Origin of the sequence: Agromyces sp. NPDC058126 (genome assembly GCF_042884595.1) — a bacterium.
In the GTDB taxonomy this organism is placed as follows: domain Bacteria; phylum Actinomycetota; class Actinomycetes; order Actinomycetales; family Microbacteriaceae; genus Agromyces.
On the sequence record NZ_JBHVTS010000001.1, the window covers coordinates 956,062 to 972,326 of the forward strand.

Sequence of the window (16,265 nt, forward strand, 5' to 3'; positions counted from 1 at the left end):
ATGGCCTTCGCAGCGTTTGCGACGGCGGAGGCGCAGCCGCAGGCACCCAGGAAGAAGAGCCGCATCGCGCTCTTCCTCCTGCTGCCCGGCATCCTCTACCTCGTCCTCTTCTTCCTGACGCCGCTGGTGTCGCTCGTGTTGACGTCGTTGCAGGCGCCGGCCGAGTTCGGCGACATCGGCCAGTACGACTACGCGTTCAACTGGCAGAACTACGTCGACGTCGTCGAGGCGTACTGGCCGCACATCCTGCGGTCGTTCGGCTACGCCCTGGCGGCTACGGTGCTCGCGCTGGCGTTCAGCTATCCGCTGGCGTACTTCATCGGCGTGAAGGCCAGGCGCTGGCCGCTCCTCCAGAGCCTCATGCTCGTGCTCGTGATCGCCCCGTTCTTCATCAGCTTCCTGCTGCGCACCCTCGCGTGGAAGCAGCTCCTGTCGGACGAGTCGTTCGTCATCACCTCGCTGAAGGCGCTGTCGCTGATGGCGCCCGACGCGCATTTCACGGGCACGCCGTTCGCGGTCATCTTCGGTCTGACGTACAACTTCATCCCGTTCATGACCCTGCCGCTCTACACGACGCTCGAGCGCCTCGACCTGCGCTACCTCGAGGCGGGCAGCGACCTCTACGCGAACCCGTTCACGGTGTTCCGCAAGGTCACGATCCCGCTGTCGATGCCGGGCATCGTCGCCGGCACGCTGCTCACGTTCATCCCCGCCGCGGGCGACTACGTGAACGCGAGCCGCGACTTCCTCGGCGGGCCCGACACCCAGATGATGGGCAACGTGATCGAGGCGAACTTCCTCGTCCTGCTGAACTATCCGGCGGCGGCGGCCCTGTCGATCATCCTGATGTCCGCGATCCTCGTGCTCGTCGGCATCTACGTGAAGCGCTCCGGAACGGAGGACCTGCTGTGAGTGGAGAAGTCCAGGCGGCCGCCGTGCTCGGCGGCCTCAGCGAGAGCGAACAGCTCGACGAGCAGCGGCCCGGCCGCAGGGTCCGGCCCCGCCGGCCCGGCCTCGGCGATTGGCTGCTGCCGGTCTACACCGTGATCGCGTTCGTGTTCCTGCTCATCCCGATCGTCTACACCTTCGTGTTCTCGTTCAACGACTCGATCAAGTCGAACATCGCCTGGCGCGGGTTCACCTTCGACAAGTGGCTGAACGTCTGCAACGTCGAGGGCGGCGCGGTCTGCCAGGCGTTCGGCAACAGCATCGTGATCGGTCTCGTCGCGACGGTCATCGCGACGACGCTCGGCACGATGATCGCGCTCGCGCTCGTCCGCTACCGGTTCCGCGCCCGCTCGGCGATCAGCCTGCTGCTGTTCCTGCCGATGGCGACCCCCGAGGTCGTGCTCGGTGCCGGTCTCGCCGCGCAGTTCCTCGCGGTCGGTGTCGCGAAGGACATGACGACGATCATCCTGGCGCACACGATGTTCTGCATCAGCTTCGTCGTGGTGACGGTGAAGGCACGCGTCGCGAGCCTCGACCCGGCGCTCGAGGAGGCGGGGCGCGACCTCTACGGTTCGCCGGCGCAGGTGTTCTGGCGGGTCACATTCCCGCTGCTCATGCCCGGCATCCTCGCCGCGGCCCTGCTGTCGTTCGCGCTCAGCTTCGACGACTTCATCATCACGAACTTCAACTCGGGCGCCGTCTCGACATTCCCGAAGTACATCTACATCTCAGCATCGCGCGGCATCCCGGCGGAGGCCAACGTGATCGCGTCAGCGGTGTTCCTCTTCGCACTCGTGCTCGTCGTCGGCGCCCAGGTGTCGCGAGCGGCACGCGCGAAGCGACTCGCGAAGCTCAGCTGACCCGAACGGGTTTCGCACCGAGACGGATGCCTCGGCGGGAGTGATCCCGCCGAGGCATCCGTCGTTCGTGCCGACTCGTTCAGACGGTCGCGCGGATCTCGCCGACGCGGTGCTCGCCGCCCATGACCCAGAGGTCGAGCTCCGTCTGCACCGCGTCGATCGCGCTGTCGTCGAGGGCGCCGGCCGCGGCGAGCAGGCGCAGCCCGATGATCGTCGACGCGCGCGAGGATCCGTCGAGCACCTTGAGCGCGGTCGTCGTGCCGTCGGGCGCCGACATCACCATGACGCCCTCGGCGCCGAACTTCGCGAACACGCCGAGGCGGTCGATGGCGACGGTGTCGGGCTGGCCCGGCCCCGCGATCGCCCAGGCGTGCTCGCGCGCCGCGGCGGTGAGCGCCGCGGACTCGCGGTACAGGGCGAACGGCGAGCCGGCCTGCGCGGTCGTGATCTTGTGGATGCCGCGGGCGAGCGCCGTGAGCGTGATCGCGTGCACCGGGGCCCCGCAGCCGTCGATCGCCGAGGCGGCCGGCCGCTCGCCAGTGAGCCGCTCGAGCACATCGAGGATGCGCTTCTGCAGCGGGTGCTCGGGGTCGAGGTAGCCCTCGACCGGCCACTCGTTCGCGACGCAGGCGTTGAGCATCGCCGCGTGCTTGCCGGAGCAGGTCATGTAGCCGCGGCGCTTCGCACCCCCGCGGCGGATGAGCTCGTCGCGGGCGACCCGGTCGCCGGGGGCCGAGGTCGGGCAGCCGAGCGCCGCGTCGGCGAGGCCGACCCGGGCGAGGAGGCCGTCGACGAGCGCCACGTGCGCGGCGGTGCCCGAGTGGCTCGCCATCGCGATCGCCGCGTCCTCGCCGCGGAGGGTGACGCCGCTCGTCATCACCGCGACCGCCTGGAAGGGCTTCAGGGCCGATCGCGGGAAGACGGGCGTCGCGACGTCGCCGAGCGCGCGCACGACCTCGCCCTCGGGGGAGAGCACGACGGCGGAGCCGGCGTGCCTGGACTCGATGAAACCACTTCGTTCGACCACTGCGAGCTGGACGGAGTCTTCGACGGAGAACGTCTCGGCCACGGCTCAGCCGAGGGCCGCGAGGCCGTCGTCGAGTACGCGCAGGCCGTCGTCGATCAGCGAGTCGCTCATCGCGAGGCTCGGCAGGAACCGCAGCACGTTGCCGTAGGTGCCCGCGCTGAGGAACAGCACGCCCTGCTGCGCCGCGAACGCGACGAGCGCGGAGACGGCCTCGGGGTTCGGCGCCTTCGTCGTGCGGCCGGTGCCGGGCTGGACGAGTTCGATCGCGATCATCGCACCCTTGCCGCGGATCTCGCCGATGACGTCGTAGCGCTCGGCGAGCTTCTCGAGCCCCGCGAGCAGTGCGGTCTCGATGCGGCGGCCCTCGGCCAGGAGGTCGTGCTCCTCGATGGACTCGAACACGGCGATCGCCGCGGCGCACGCGACGGGGTTGCCGCCGAACGTGCCGCCGAGGCCGCCCGCGTGTGCGGCGTCCATGATCTCGGCGCGCCCGGTGACGGCCGCGAGCGGCAGGCCGCCCGCGATGCCCTTGGCGCTGAGCACGAGGTCGGGCTCCCACCCGAAGTGCTCGCTCGCGAAGTACTTGCCGGTGCGGGCGAAGCCCGACTGGATCTCGTCGGCGATCATGACGACGCCCTGCGCGGTGCACCAGGCCTGCAGCGTCGGCAGGAAGCCATCGGCCGGCACCATGAAGCCGCCCTCGCCCTGGATGGGCTCGACGACCAGGCAGGCGAGATCGCTCGCGCCGACGACCTTCTCGAGGTAGGCGATCGTACGGGCCGCGGCGTCGACGCCCGAGAGGCCGTCGCGGTAGGGGTAGGAGCTCGGCGCGTGGTAGACGTCGCCGGCGAAGGGGCCGAAGCCCGTGCCGTAGGGCATCGCCTTGTAGTTCATCGCCATCGTCAGGTTCGTGCGACCGTGGTACGCGTGGTCGAGCACGGCGACGGCGCGGCGGCCGGTGTGCTTGCGCGCGATCTTCACGCCGTTCTCGACGGCCTCGGCGCCCGAGTTCACGAGCACCGACTTCTTCGCCCAGTTGCCGGGCGTGTGCTCGGCGAGGAGTTCGGCGACCCGCACGTACTCCTCGTAGGGCGTGACCGTGAAGAGCGTGTGGATCACGTCGCCCAGCTGCTCGGTCGCAGCCGCGACCACGCGCGCGTCGGTGTGACCGATCGTGGTGACGCCGATGCCGGCGCCGAAGTCGATGAACTGATTGCCGTCGACGTCGACGAGGATCGCGCCGTTCGCGCGCTCGATGAACACGGGCAGGGCACTCGAGACGCCGCCCGAGACGACCTCGAGGCGTCGGGCCTGCAGCGCCTGCGACTTGGGGCCCGGGACGGCGGTGACGATCTTGCGCTCCTGCGGCACGGAGTACACGGGCGCGTCGGCCCGGGCTGAAATCTGGGAGTCAGTCATGGTGTCTCCACCTTATCGCCGCGGGCGTCGTCGTCGCCGGGCCGGCGGCGCTGCGGAGCGGGCAGAATCGGAGGGTGCACGGTGCCGCGACGAGGTCGCGCCGGCACGGACGAGGAGGCGGCGGAATGCTCGGGACGCACCACTACGAGGTCGCGATCGACTGGCAGGGAGATGAGGGCACGGGCACGAGCGGCTATCGCGACTACCGGCGCCGGCACGTGGTGCGCGCGGCGGGCAAGGACCACGACATCGCGGGGTCGAGCGATCGGACCTTCCACGGCGACCGCGAGCGCTGGAACCCCGAGGAGCTGCTCCTCGCCGCGCTCGCGCAGTGCCACATGCTCTCGTACCTGCACGTCGCCACGAACCACGGCGTGATCGTGCGCGGTTACACCGATGCACCGCGCGGCACGATGGTCGAGGACGGCCGCGGGGGCGGCGCATTCACCGAGGTGGTGCTGCGCCCGAGGGTCGTGGTCGCGGACGCCGCGATGGTCGAGCTCGCCGAGCGGCTGCACGCCGAGGCATCCGAGAAGTGCTTCATCGCCGCCTCGGTGGCGTTCCCGGTGCGCCACGAGGCGACCGTCGTCGTGCTGGGCGACTGAGTCAGGCGCCCGGGCGGGCGGGGAGGGTCGGCCCCGGCGGGCAGGTGTGGCCGCCGACCAGCCGGCTGCACTCGGGAAGGAACCCGGGGTAGCGCTCGGCCTGCGGGTCGCCGAACCAGCGGTGCCACAGGCGCCAGAAGTTGAGGTTGCCGAAGGCCGAGCACCCGTCGCCGGTCTCGGGGGCGGCGAGGGTCGCCGCGCTCGGCTGATAGGGCGTGTAGTTGTAGAGGTTCGCGGTCGCCTGGTTGCGGATCGCCACCTTCGTCGCCCCGCACGCGGCATCGGGGTGGTACTGCACCCGCACCTCGCCGATGCGGTACTGGCGCGCGGGCTCCTCGGTGTACTGCCGGAACTGCCACGCCGCGTTGTACACCTGGTTGAAGAAGCCGAAGTACTTCGCGTCGCAGTCGGCGGTGTCGGGGCAGCCGTAGCCGGTCGCCCGCAGGTAGCCCGACTCGCTCGGACGGGTCAGCAGCGACTGCTCCTTCTGGAGGAGCACGAGCAGGGTGCGCGGGCTGATGCCGCAGGCCTCCGAGACCTTCTGGATGATGCGACTGGCCCGTTCGCGGGTGGCGCCCTCGTAGGCGGCGCAGTGCAGGCCGCCGACGGCGGGCTGCGACTCGGTCGTCTGGCGGTAGTCGGCCAGGCACGGCACATCGTCGGCCGGACGGCAGTCGAGGCCCTCGAGGAAGTCCTGGATCTCGGCCGCGTTCATCGCGCTCGCGTCGTAGAAGGCGTCGTCGCTGACGATGAGCCCCGGGTCGAACTCCCCGGTCGCCGAGGGGATCTCGAACTCGGGGGTGGGGACGGCGCGCACGGCGGCGCCGCCCTGCCACCGTGCGCCCTCGGATGCGGACTCGACGGAGCCGGGGGCGCAGGCGGCGAGGCCGAGGAGCGCGGCCGTCGCGAGTGCGGCGGCAGCGGCGAGCTTCGCGGGAGTCATCGAAGCGACCATAGCGGGTGCGGATCGAGGGCTGCTGGGAACCGCGTCAGACGCGCTCGCGCGGGACGACCTTGTCGGCGAGCCGGGCGAGGGCGCTCTGCGGCGGCACCTCGTTGTACTGGCCGGCGAGCTCCTGCCCGGTGAGTGCGTGGATCGCCGCCATGATCTCGTCGGTCGCGGCACGGCGGGCCCGCCCGCTCGTAGCCGGGCCGTGGTGGCTGAGGTCGAGCGGCTCGCCGAAGCGGACGGTGACCGGGCGGACGCGGGGGAGCTTGGCACCGATCGGCTGGATCTCCTGGGTGCCGACGAGTCCGACCGGCACGACCTTCGCGCCGGTCGTGAGGGCGAGCCACGCGACGCCGGTGCGGCCTCGGTAGAGGCGTCCGTCGGTCGAGCGGGTGCCCTCGGGGTAGAGGGCGAAGGCCTCGGACTGCTCGAGGATGCGGCGTCCGGCGTCGAGCGCCTCCTGCGCCGCGGCACCCGCTCCCCGCTCGACCGGCACGGCGCCGATCGCGCCGAAGAAGGTGCGCGAGAGCCATCCCGAGAACCCCATGCCGGTGAAGTAGCTCGACTTCGCGAGGAACTGCACGGGCCGCGGGGAGGCGAGCGGGATCACGACGCTGTCGACGAACGACAGGTGGTTCGAGGCGAGGATGACGGGTCCGTGCTTCGGCACGTTCTCGCGGCCGGTGATCGTGGGCCGGTAGACGAGGAGGGCGATCGGCTTCAGCATGCCGCGGAAGATGCGGTAGGCGGGACCCCGCTTGACCGCGGGGGCGGGAACGGCGTCGGCCTCGATCTCACTCACCTTCCGACCCTACGAGTGCGGGTATGCGACGGGCGGAATATCCGCGGCCTGCCGCGCACGCGCCGGATGAGGGAGGATTGACGGCATGGACGCGGTCGCCGACGGTGAGATCGTCGAGTTGCCGGGCGGGGACGCCCGAGTGGTGACGGTCGCGCGCGGACGCCGGGGCGGCCCCGGACCCGAACTGCTGCTGCGCCGCCTCGTCGCGGCGGGTGCCGGGGTGCCCGCCGACGACGTCGAGCTCATGCAGTCCTGCGAGACGTGCGGCGGCCGCCACGGCCGCCCGAGCGTCGGGTACCCGACGACCCCATCAGGGGCGCCGTGGTTCGTCGACGCGGGTGCCGCGGGCGAGCTCGTCGTCGCCGCGGCGGCGACGAGGCGACGGGTGGGCGTCGGGGTCGAGCTCGTGGTCGCCGCACTCGAAGGCGTCGACGAGGCGGCGCTCCATGCGAGCGAGCGCGCTGCGCTCGCCGAACTCGAGCCGCCCGAGCGGGCCCGCGCACGGGCGACCCTCTGGGCCAGGAAGTCCGCCCTCCTCCGGGCGATCGGCCACACCGAGTTCACCGAGCCCTCGACGCTCGCGCTGACGCTGCCGGGCGACGACGAGGGGATCGGACGAATCGAGCGCACCGTCCCCGAGCTCGGACCGGGCTGGCGGGGCGTCCGCTTCCACGACCTCACGGTGCCCGGCGCAGTCGTCGCGTCGGTCGCGGTGCTCGCCTGACAGGATGCCACGGCGCTCCGCGCCATACAGTGGTCTCGTGCGCAACGTCATCATCCTCGGCTCATCCGGTTCGATCGGCACGCAGGCCCTCGACGTCATCCGTGCGAACCCGAGGCGGTTCGAGGTCGTCGGGCTCGCCGTCGGCTCGAACCGCGCCCTGCTCGACGAGCAGGCGGCCGAATTCGGCGTCGAGCACACGGCCGTCGGCATCGAGGAGGCCGTGCAGCTCGTGCAGAGCGTCGACGCCGACGTCGTGCTGAACGGCATCACCGGCTCGGTCGGGCTCGGGCCGACGCTCGCGACGCTCGAGCGCGGCACGACCCTCGCACTCGCGAACAAGGAGTCGCTCATCGTCGGCGGCGACCTGGTCACCCGGCTCGCGAAGCCGGGGCAGATCGTGCCCGTCGACTCCGAGCACTCGGCGATCGCGCAGGCCCTGCGCTCGGGCACCGACGACGAGGTGCGCCGGCTCGTGCTCACCGCGTCGGGCGGGCCGTTCCGCGGCCGAGCCCGGGCCTCGCTCGCCGAGGTCACCCCCGCCGAGGCGCTCGCCCACCCCACCTGGGACATGGGGCTCGTCGTCACCACGAACTCGGCGACGCTCGTGAACAAGGGCCTCGAGGTCATCGAGGCGCACCTGCTCTTCGACGTCGACTACGACCGCATCGAGGTGGTCGTGCACCCGCAGTCGATCGTGCACTCGATGGTCGAGTTCGTCGACGGCTCGACGATCGCGCAGGCCTCGCCGCCCGACATGCGCCTGCCGATCTCGCTCGGCCTCGACTGGCCGAACCGGGTCGCGGCTGCCGGCCGCCCGCTCGACTGGACGCAGGCGCAGAGCTGGACCTTCGAACCGCTCGACGACGCCGCGTTCCCCGCGGTCGCCCTCGCCAAGCAGGTCGGCCGCGCGGGCGGCGAGTACCCGGCCGTGTTCAACGCTGCGAACGAGCAGGCGGTGGCGGCGTTCCACGCCGGGCGCATCGGGTTCCTCGACATCGTCGACACGGTGCGCGAGGTGGTCGAGCAGCACGAGGCATCCGGCCCCGTGACCCTCGAATCGCTCGCCGCAGCCGAATCGGCGGCCCGTCGCGCCGCCGATGCGCGCATCGGGCGCCGCTCAGCCGATCGATAGCCCGCACCCAGCGGGCACCGAGCGAGCGGCAGTACGCTGTCCGACGTGGAATCCGTGCTCGCATTCGTGATCGGCGTCGCCATCATCGTGATCGGCCTCGCCGTGTCGATCGGCCTGCACGAGATCGGCCATCTCGTTCCGGCGAAGTTGTTCGGCGTCAAGGTCACCCAGTACATGATCGGGTTCGGCCCGACGATCTGGTCGCGCCGCAGGGGTGAGACCGAGTACGGCCTCAAGGCCATCCCGCTCGGCGGCTACATCGCCATGATCGGCATGTTCCCGCCGGCGAAGGGCGAGCACGCGCACGAGGACTCGACGGGCTTCTTCCGCGGGCTCGTGCAGGACGCGCGCGACTCGAGCGCCGACTCGATCACCCCCGGCGACGAGGATCGCGCCTTCTACCGGCTGCCTGTGTGGAAGCGGATCATCATCATGTTCGGCGGCCCGTTCATGAACCTGCTGCTCGCCGTCGTGCTGTTCGGCGTGCTGCTCATGGGCTTCGGCACGGCGCAGGCCTCGACGACCGTCGGTTCGGTCTCGGCGTGCGCGCTGCCGGCGACGAGCGAGCGCCAGACGTGCGAGCCCAGCGACCCGGCGGCACCGGGCGCCGCGGCCGGCATCGCGCCCGGCGACCGCATCGTCTCGGTCGCGGGCGAGCCCATCGACAACTGGAACGAGTCGACGGAGATCATCCGCGAGCACGCCGACGAGCCCGTCGCGTTCGTCGTCGAGCGCGACGGCGAGGAGCTCACGCTCACGGTCACGCCGATGCTCAGCGAGCGGTACGTGCTCGACGAGAACGGCCAGGTCGTCACGGACGCCTCGGGCGAGCCGCGGACCGTGCAGGCGGGCTTCGTCGGCATCGCGGCGGCGACCGAGACGGTGCAGCAGCCCGCCACGTCGGTGCTGCCGGCCGTGGGCCAGCAGATCAGCGGGGTCACGGGCATCATCTTCAACCTGCCGCAGCGCATGGTCGACATCGCGAACGCGGCGTTCGGGCCCGAGGAGCGCGACCCGAACGGCCCGATGTCGGTCGTCGGCGTGGGCCGGGTCGCGGGTGAGATCGCGAGCCTCGACGAGATCCCGATGGCGTCGAAGGCGGCCGGCCTGATCGGTCTGATCGCGAGCCTCAACATCGCGCTGTTCGTCTTCAACCTGATCCCGCTGCTCCCGCTCGACGGCGGTCACATCGCGGGCGCCCTGTGGGAGGCGATCCGCCGAGGTGTCGCGAAGCTGTTCCGCCGGCCCGACCCGGGTCCCGTCGACCTCGCGAAGCTCATGCCCATCACGCTCGGCGTGGTCGTCATCTTCGGCGCGATGAGCGCACTGCTCATCTACGCCGACATCGTGAAGCCGGTGTCGCTGTTCTGATGACCCGGGCCCTGCCGTACTCCCGTGGGAGTAGGCGATGAGTCGTCGCCGGGCCGACGGCCGCGCAGCCCTCCGGGGGTACGATCGGGCCGTGCCTGATCGACGCAGTCCCGAGCCGAGCCGGTGGGGCGGACCGCCGTGGGCGGGCCCGCCCGCGTGGGCCGGTCTCGACGGCGAGGAGCGCCGCCGGCCTCCCGCGGCCTTCGTGCTGCTCGCCCCCGTCGTGATCAGCCTCATCGTGCAGGTGCCGGCCGCGATCGGGCTCGCGATCTGGCACGACGTCGGCTGGTCGGCCGGGCTCGCGCAGTTCGCGCTCGCCGCGATCGGGCCGCTCGCCCTCCTCGGTTCCCGCCGGTTCCCGGGCCCCACCGTCGCCGTGGTCGCGCTCGCGGCGCTCGCGGACTTCCTCCTCGCACCGGACGCGGGGCCGCCCTACGTCGCACTGCTCTTCGCGATCGTGCTCGCCGTGGCGCGCGGCGCCGTCGTCTGGGCCGCGGTCTCGGTCATCGCGGCGTGGCTGGTCGCCGTCGTCGTGGGTCCCCTCGTCGGGGTCTCCTGGTCGCCGCCGCGCATCGCGTTCACGACGCTCGCGCTCGCCGTGTGCTTCGGCATCGGCTGGTTCGCGCGCTCGCGCCGGGCGCGCTTCGCCGCCGCGCGCGCCGAGGCGATGCGTCGCAGGCAGACGGCCGAGGAGCGCGAACGGGTGCGCATCGCCCGCGAGCTCCACGACGTCATCGGCCATGCGCTCTCGCAGATCAACGTGCAGGCGAGCGTCGGCCTCCACCTCATGGACCGAGATGCCGAGCAGGCGCGCACGGCCCTCGCGCACATCAAGGAGACGTCGAAGACCGCCCTCGAGGAGGTGCGGAGCGTGCTCGGCGTCATCCGCGACGGCGAGGCGCCGCTCGTCCCGCAGGCCGAGCTCGCCGAGCTCCCGCGGCTCGTGCGCGGACTCGCGGCACCCGAGTTCGCGGTCGAGCTCGACGACCGGCTCGCGGCGCCGCCCGGCCGGGCCGTGCAGTTCGCCGCCTACCGCATCGTGCAGGAGGCGCTCACGAACGTGGTGCGGCACGCCGACGCGAGCCGTGCCGTCGTGGTGCTCGAGCGCCCCGGCGACGAACTCCTCGTCACGATCGACGACGACGGCGACGGACTCGCCGGCGACGGGGTCGACGCCGCGGCGGAGGGCCGCGGCATCCTCGGCATGCGCGAGCGCGCCGCCCTGCTCGGCGGCTCCGTCGAGCTCGGCGGATCGTCGCTCGGCGGCACCCGCGTGACGGCGCGGCTCCCGTGGAGCGACGCCGTATGATCCGCGTGGCGCTCGCCGACGACCAGCTGCTCGTGCGGGCGGGGTTCCGTGCGCTCCTCGACGCAGAGGACGACCTCGAGGTCGTCGGCGAGGCGTCGACCGGTGAGGAGCTGCTCGAACTCGTCCGCGACCGCCCGGTCGACGTCGTGCTGATGGACATCCGGATGCCGGGCGGCGACGGGCTGTGGGCGACCGAGCAGATCGCCGCCGACCCGGCGCTCGCGGGCGTGCACGTCGTCATCGTCACGACCTTCGAGCTCGACGAGTATGTCGCCAGGGCCGTGCGCGCCGGCGCCGCCGGATTCCTCGTGAAGGACACCGAGCCCGTCGACCTCCTGCGGGCTGTTCGCGTGGTCGCGGCGGGCGAGGCGCTGCTCTCGCCGGGCGTCACGAAACGCCTGCTCGAACGGATGGCGAGCGGCCTCCGCGATGCTCCCGACGAGACCGCGCTCGCCGCCCTCACGGAGCGCGAACGCGAGGTGCTTCGCCTCGTCGGGCAGGGGCTCACGAACGACGAGATCGCGGGGCGGCTCGTGCTGAGCCCCCTGACCGCGAAGACGCACGTCTCGCGCATCATGCAGAAGCTGCACGCCCGCGACCGGGTGCACCTCGTCGTCGTCGCCTACGAGTCGGGGCTCGTCGCGCCCGGCTGGCAGGAGTAGGCGCAGCCCGCGTCACTCGCGCGTCGCCCTCGCGCCTCCCGCGGGTGAAAGGCGGGGTCGCGACTGCTCCCGGGGGAGCAGTCGAAGTGCCTCCGACGGGCGGATTCGCCCGCGGACGAGCCCGGCGAGACTCGATTCGACGGTCGAGACGCGACCGCACGGACACACCGGGAGCACCTCATGTTCACGACCCTCGCCGCCACCGCGGCCACCCACGTCGGCCCCTGGGCCGCCGGATTCGGATGGGTCTTCTTCCTCATCCCGATCTTCTGGTTCCTCGTCATCGGACTGATCATCTTCCTCGTCAGCCGCAACCGCCGCCGCTACTGGGCGAACGGCGGTCCCGAGGGCTACGGCCCGCCGTGGGCTCGGGGTGCGAGCGCCGAGCAGACGCTCGGCCAGCGCTTCGCGAACGGCGACATCGACGAGACCGAGTACCGCGCACGCCTCGAGGTGCTGCGCGCGAACCGGCCGAACGCCTGATCCGCGCCACGGTGCGGGATGCCGCGGCATGGCGCCGCGACATCCCGCACCGCCCGTCGTCAGCCGAGGATCTCGTCGAGCGCGGCCTTCTGGTGCCGATGCCCGACGGTCTCGTAGCCGACCACGACGACGATCGGCGAGCATGCGGCGACGACGATGCCGACGGGCAGGCTCGCGCCCGCCGCGACCGCGACGACCGCGAGCGCGAGCACGGCGATGCTGCCGAGGAAGAGCCCGATGTGGAACGGGTCGAAGCGAGCCATCAGGAAGCTGTAGAGCGTGAAGAGCGCCGTGAGGAAGATCGCGACCGGCACGACGACCGTGGCGAGGGCGGCGACGTCGGCGATGTGCGCGGCGTCCGTGATCGCGTTCGCCGCGACGTGCAGGCCCGCTCCCGTCGCCGCGAGCGAGCCGAACACGATCATGTGCCCGTAGCCCCACACGTACGAGCGGCGGCGGAACCCGGCGAGGAGCTTGCCCGACGGCATCGTGAAGTAGGTCCACCACAGGCCGAACGCGAGCAGGGTGCCGGCGAACGCGACGAGGCCGGCGTCGATCGACCAGTGCTCCTCCTCGACGACCGCCGAGATCGCGAGGATCGTGCCGAGCACGACCTCGCCGAGCGTGATGATGACGAGCAGCCCGTAGCGCTCGGCGATGTGGTGGGGATGCCACGGCGTCGTGCCGCCGCGACGCTCGGCGAGCGGCGGGATCGCCATCTCGCAGAGGCCGAGCAGCACCCAGATCCAGAGCGTGAGCGCGAAGGGCAGGTTCACGACGATGAGCACGACCCACGCGAGTTGCACGACGCCGAGGTAGCCCGCGTAGCGGAGCGCCGTGCGGCGTGACGCCGGGTCGTGCCGGGCGATGCGCAGCCAGAGGGCGATCGTCGAGAGGCGCATGATGACGTAGCCCGCGATGATGACGGCGTTGTCGACGTGCTCGCCGCCGTCGATCGAGTGGAAGAACTCGGGCATGCCGAGCGCCATCACGAGCACGCCGACCATCTGCACCATGGTCGCGACGCGCACGTAGACGTCGTCGTTGTCGTAGGCGCTCGCGAGCCAGGTGTAGTTGATCCAGGCCCAGCAGATCGCGAACACCGCGAGCGAGAAGGCGATGATCGCCGAGCCGAAGTGGCCGAGGTCGAGCAGGTGCGCCGCCTGGGTGCCCGCCTGGCTGAACGCGACGACGAAGGTCAGGTCGAACAGCAGCTCGAGCGGGGTCGCGGTGCGGTGCGACTCGCTCGGGTCGCGTCCCACCATCCGGCGCAGCCGGTGGTCGAGCGGGGGATGCGTCGGGGTCATGCGCATATCGTTTCAGGAAATCGCCCGCTCGTCAGGACGATTCGGTCGAGATCGTCCTGAGTCGCGTACGTTCTCTTGAAACGGCGTGACCGGATGCCTCGGCGCGGGGCCGAGGCATCCGGGAGGCCGGTCAGCGGCTGAGCAGGAGCGCCTCGCCCTGGCCGCCGCCGCCGCAGAGCGCGACCGCCGCGTTGCCGCCGCCGCGGCGCGCGAGCTCGAGAGCCGCGTGCAGGGCGAGGCGGGCGCCCGAGGCGCCGATGGGGTGGCCGAGCGCGATGGCGCCGCCGTGCGCGTTCACCTTCTCGAGGTCGAGCTCGAGGTCGCGCGCCGACTGCAGCGAGACGGCGGCGAAGGCCTCGTTGATCTCGACGACGTCGAGGGCGGATGCCTCGAGCCCGCCCTTCTCGAGGGCCGCCGCGATGGCGTTCGAGGGCTGCGAGTGCAGCGAGTTGTCGGGGCCGGCCACCTGGCCCGCGGCGCCGACGAGCGCGAGCCAGGGGAGCCCGCGCGACTCGGCCCACTCGCGGCTCGCGACGACGACGGCCGCGGCGCCGTCGGAGAGCGGCGAGGAGTTGCCCGCGGTGATCGTGCCCGAGGCTTCGAACGCGGGGCGGAGCTTCGCGAGCACCTCGACGGTCGAGTCGGGGCGCACGCCCTGGTCTTCGGCGACGACGACGGGGTCGCCCTTGCGCTGCGGGATCTCGACGGGCACGATCTCGTCGGCGAAGACGCCGGCGGCCTGGGCGGCGCCCGCGCGCACGTGGGAGGCGGCGGCGATCTCGTCCTGCTCGGGACGGCCGATGCCGTACCGGCCGTTGAACCGCTCGGTCGAGGCGCCCATCGACTCGCGGTCGAAGGCGTCGGTGAGGCCGTCGTGGGCGGCGTGGTCGAGGAGCTCGACGCTGCCGTAGACGTGGCCGGCGCGGGAGCCGGGCAGGAGGTGCGGTGCGTTCGTCATCGACTCCTGGCCGCCGGCGACGACGACGTCGGCCTCGCCGAGGCGGATGAGCCGGGCGGCGTCGGTGATCGCGACGAGGCCCGAGAGGCAGACCTTGTTGAGCGTGGTGGCGGGCACCCGCCAGGGGATGCCGGCGGCGACGGCGGACTGCTTGGCGGGGTTCTGCCCCGCGCCCGCCTGGAGGACCTGGCCCATGATGACGGCATCGACGTCGTCGGGGGAGACGCCGGCCTTCGCGAGCGCGCCGCGGATGGCGACCGTGCCGAGTTCGACCGCGCTCTGCCCGGCGAGATTGCCGTTGATGCGGGCGAACGGGGTGCGTGCCCCCGCGATGATGACGACGTCGGGGATGCTCATGTCTCCTGGACTCCTTCGTACGGGTTGCGAGCGTTGCGCTTCGCAGCCTATTGTACTTTCCTGAGACCTGAACCAGCTGTCAGGTTTGCCGAGAAGCATCACATTCCCAGCCATTCACTGTTGAGAGGCAGAACCCATGCGGGCTACGAAGAAGTACCTCGCGACGGCCGTCATCGCCGCCGCTTCCCTCGCTCTCGTCGGCTGCGCGCCGACCGCCGGCGCCGACCCGGCCGCGAGCGACGCCGGTGCGCCGGTCAAGGTCGCCATGCTGACCTCGCAGACCGGCCCGCTCGCCGCGTACGGCGAGGCCTACACGGCCGGATTCGAGGCGGGCCTCGACTACGCGACCGACGGCACCGGCACGGTCGACGGCCGTGAGCTCGAGATCGAGTGGGGCGACGACCAGGGCAACCCCGACACCGCCGTCGCCAAGGCGAAGGACTTCATCGGCCAGGGCTACCAGATCCTCGCGGGCACCGCCGCGTCGGGCATCGCGACCGCGCTCGCCGAGCAGGCCGCGCAGAACAAGATCCTCTACATCTCCGGCCCCGCGGCGGCCGACGCCATCACCGGCGTCAACGAGTACACCTTCCGCTCGGGCCGCCAGACCTTCCAGGACGTCGCGACCGCCGGCACGTTCATCGGCGACCCCGCGGGCAAGAAGGTCGTCGTCTTCGCGCAGGACAACGCGTTCGGCCAGGGCAACCTCGCCGGCGTCCAGGCCGTGCTCGGCAGCAAGGGCGCGACGGTCGAGGGCGTGCTCGTCGCCGAGGACGCCACCGAGTTCACGCCGTTCGCGCAGCAGCTCGTCAGCGCCGCGCCCGACCTCGTCTTCGTGGCCTGGGCCGGCGCCTCCTCCGGCGCCATGTGGACGGCGCTCTCGCAGCAGGGCGTCTTCGACGCCGTCCCCGTCGTCACCGGCCTCGGGGATGTCGCCACTTACGGCGCGTACGGCGAGGCGTCCTCCGACATCTCCTTCCTCAACCACTACTTCGGCGGAGCGGCCGGCACCGACGCCGAGGCCGCGATGATCGAGCACCTCGAGGCCGCGGGCGCGACGCCCGACCTCTTCTCGCCCGACGGCTTCGTCGCGGCGCAGATGATCGTGCAGGCCGTGCGCGAGGGCGGCGACACCGTCGACGGCATGATCGATGCCCTCGAGGGCTGGACCTTCGACTCGGTCAAGGGCGAGATCACCGTCCGCGCGGAGGACCACGCGATGATCCAGCCGATGTACCAGGCGAAGCTCGTGCAGGACGGTGACGCCTGGAAGCCCGAGCTCGTCGACACGATCGACGCGGACGAGGTCGCGCCGCCGGTCGCCGGCGAGTGACACCAGGGATCGGCGGCCG

16 protein-coding genes are annotated in these 16,265 nt (G+C 71.8%); 10 read left to right on the forward strand and 6 right to left on the reverse strand.

The features are described from left to right. Together ACFVTR_RS04205 and ACFVTR_RS04210 are read left to right on the forward strand one after the other, a co-directional pair. Nucleotides 1-912 (forward strand): ABC transporter permease, encoded by a 912-nt coding sequence (locus ACFVTR_RS04205; protein WP_387035011.1) that lies wholly within the window; start codon nucleotides 1-3, stop codon nucleotides 910-912. 113 nt (nucleotides 913-1,025) lie between these two features. After that, the gene (locus tag ACFVTR_RS04210) at nucleotides 1,026-1,808 is read left to right on the forward strand and encodes an ABC transporter permease (RefSeq protein WP_387035388.1); all 783 of its coding nucleotides are present in this window, start codon (nucleotides 1,026-1,028) and stop codon (nucleotides 1,806-1,808) included. A gap of 79 nt (nucleotides 1,809-1,887) precedes the next feature. Here the strand turns inward: ACFVTR_RS04210 and ACFVTR_RS04215 are convergent, their stop codons facing one another. After that, the gene (locus ACFVTR_RS04215) at nucleotides 1,888-2,877 is read right to left on the reverse strand and encodes an asparaginase (protein ID WP_387035013.1); all 990 of its coding nucleotides are present in this window, start codon (nucleotides 2,875-2,877) and stop codon (nucleotides 1,888-1,890) included. Between the two features lie 3 nt (nucleotides 2,878-2,880). Then, nucleotides 2,881-4,254: a 4-aminobutyrate--2-oxoglutarate transaminase gene (gene gabT, locus ACFVTR_RS04220; RefSeq protein ID WP_387035015.1), complete on the reverse strand. Its 1,374-nt coding sequence runs from the start codon at nucleotides 4,252-4,254 to the stop codon at nucleotides 2,881-2,883. 125 nt (nucleotides 4,255-4,379) lie between these two features. On the opposite strand from gabT, the gene ACFVTR_RS04225 reads away from it, so the two are divergent. Beyond that, entirely contained in the window at nucleotides 4,380-4,859 is a 480-nt protein-coding gene (locus ACFVTR_RS04225) for an OsmC family protein (protein WP_387035017.1), read from the forward strand. A gap of 1 nt (nucleotide 4,860) precedes the next feature. On the opposite strand, the gene ACFVTR_RS04230 is transcribed toward ACFVTR_RS04225, so the two are convergent. Beyond that, entirely contained in the window at nucleotides 4,861-5,802 is a 942-nt protein-coding gene (locus ACFVTR_RS04230; RefSeq protein ID WP_387035019.1) for a hypothetical protein, read from the reverse strand. 46 nt (nucleotides 5,803-5,848) lie between these two features. Beyond that, complete coding sequence (locus ACFVTR_RS04235; RefSeq protein ID WP_387035020.1) at nucleotides 5,849-6,610, reverse strand: lysophospholipid acyltransferase family protein; 762 nt, start codon at nucleotides 6,608-6,610, stop codon at nucleotides 5,849-5,851. An 85-nt stretch (nucleotides 6,611-6,695) separates the two neighbouring features. Here ACFVTR_RS04235 and ACFVTR_RS04240 point away from each other — a divergent pair, with 85 nt between their 5' ends. The 6 genes from ACFVTR_RS04240 (at nucleotide 6,696) to ACFVTR_RS04265 (ending at nucleotide 12,291) form a co-directional block, all read left to right on the forward strand. Continuing rightward, nucleotides 6,696-7,334, forward strand: coding sequence for a 4'-phosphopantetheinyl transferase family protein (locus ACFVTR_RS04240; protein ID WP_387035022.1), 639 nt, complete (start codon nucleotides 6,696-6,698; stop codon nucleotides 7,332-7,334). Between the two features lie 37 nt (nucleotides 7,335-7,371). Further along, complete coding sequence (dxr, locus tag ACFVTR_RS04245; RefSeq protein WP_387035023.1) at nucleotides 7,372-8,466, forward strand: 1-deoxy-D-xylulose-5-phosphate reductoisomerase; 1,095 nt, start codon at nucleotides 7,372-7,374, stop codon at nucleotides 8,464-8,466. A 45-nt stretch (nucleotides 8,467-8,511) separates the two neighbouring features. Continuing rightward, nucleotides 8,512-9,837 (forward strand): M50 family metallopeptidase, encoded by a 1,326-nt coding sequence (locus ACFVTR_RS04250; protein ID WP_387035025.1) that lies wholly within the window; start codon nucleotides 8,512-8,514, stop codon nucleotides 9,835-9,837. Nucleotides 9,838-9,928: 91 nt separating this feature from the next. After that, the gene (locus ACFVTR_RS04255) at nucleotides 9,929-11,146 is read left to right on the forward strand and encodes a sensor histidine kinase (protein WP_387035026.1); all 1,218 of its coding nucleotides are present in this window, start codon (nucleotides 9,929-9,931) and stop codon (nucleotides 11,144-11,146) included. Beyond that, nucleotides 11,143-11,808, forward strand: coding sequence for a response regulator (locus tag ACFVTR_RS04260; protein ID WP_387035389.1), 666 nt, complete (start codon nucleotides 11,143-11,145; stop codon nucleotides 11,806-11,808). The genes ACFVTR_RS04255 and ACFVTR_RS04260 overlap by 4 nt, the downstream gene beginning before the upstream one ends. Before the next feature lie 180 nt (nucleotides 11,809-11,988). Further along, the gene (locus ACFVTR_RS04265; RefSeq protein ID WP_387035027.1) at nucleotides 11,989-12,291 is read left to right on the forward strand and encodes an SHOCT domain-containing protein; all 303 of its coding nucleotides are present in this window, start codon (nucleotides 11,989-11,991) and stop codon (nucleotides 12,289-12,291) included. 59 nt (nucleotides 12,292-12,350) lie between these two features. Here the strand turns inward: ACFVTR_RS04265 and ACFVTR_RS04270 are convergent, their stop codons facing one another. Together ACFVTR_RS04270 and ACFVTR_RS04275 are read right to left on the reverse strand one after the other, a co-directional pair. Beyond that, the gene (locus tag ACFVTR_RS04270) at nucleotides 12,351-13,598 is read right to left on the reverse strand and encodes a low temperature requirement protein A (RefSeq protein WP_387035029.1); all 1,248 of its coding nucleotides are present in this window, start codon (nucleotides 13,596-13,598) and stop codon (nucleotides 12,351-12,353) included. Nucleotides 13,599-13,728: 130 nt separating this feature from the next. Beyond that, nucleotides 13,729-14,913, reverse strand: coding sequence for an acetyl-CoA C-acetyltransferase (locus ACFVTR_RS04275; RefSeq protein WP_387035031.1), 1,185 nt, complete (start codon nucleotides 14,911-14,913; stop codon nucleotides 13,729-13,731). Between the two features lie 136 nt (nucleotides 14,914-15,049). Here ACFVTR_RS04275 and ACFVTR_RS04280 point away from each other — a divergent pair, with 136 nt between their 5' ends. Further along, complete coding sequence (locus ACFVTR_RS04280; protein ID WP_387035033.1) at nucleotides 15,050-16,246, forward strand: substrate-binding domain-containing protein; 1,197 nt, start codon at nucleotides 15,050-15,052, stop codon at nucleotides 16,244-16,246. Nucleotides 16,247-16,265: the final 19 nt, after the last annotated feature.

Bases quoted from the DNA above. Each gene is read 5' to 3' on its own strand.
- ACFVTR_RS04240 (WP_387035022.1), top strand. From the start codon at position 6,696: ATGGACGCGGTCGCCGACGGTGAGATCGTCGAGTTGCCGGGCGGGGAC.
- ACFVTR_RS04260 (WP_387035389.1), top strand. From the start codon at position 11,143: ATGATCCGCGTGGCGCTCGCCGACGACCAGCTGCTCGTGCGGGCGGGG.
- ACFVTR_RS04205 (WP_387035011.1), top strand. From the start codon at position 1: ATGGCCTTCGCAGCGTTTGCGACGGCGGAGGCGCAGCCGCAGGCACCC.
- ACFVTR_RS04230 (WP_387035019.1), bottom strand. From the start codon at position 5,802: ATGACTCCCGCGAAGCTCGCCGCTGCCGCCGCACTCGCGACGGCCGCG.
- ACFVTR_RS04270 (WP_387035029.1), bottom strand. From the start codon at position 13,598: ATGACCCCGACGCATCCCCCGCTCGACCACCGGCTGCGCCGGATGGTG.
- ACFVTR_RS04265 (WP_387035027.1), top strand. From the start codon at position 11,989: ATGTTCACGACCCTCGCCGCCACCGCGGCCACCCACGTCGGCCCCTGG.
- ACFVTR_RS04280 (WP_387035033.1), top strand. From the start codon at position 15,050: ATGCGGGCTACGAAGAAGTACCTCGCGACGGCCGTCATCGCCGCCGCT.
- ACFVTR_RS04225 (WP_387035017.1), top strand. From the start codon at position 4,380: ATGCTCGGGACGCACCACTACGAGGTCGCGATCGACTGGCAGGGAGAT.
- gabT (WP_387035015.1), bottom strand. From the start codon at position 4,254: ATGACTGACTCCCAGATTTCAGCCCGGGCCGACGCGCCCGTGTACTCC.
- ACFVTR_RS04275 (WP_387035031.1), bottom strand. From the start codon at position 14,913: ATGAGCATCCCCGACGTCGTCATCATCGCGGGGGCACGCACCCCGTTC.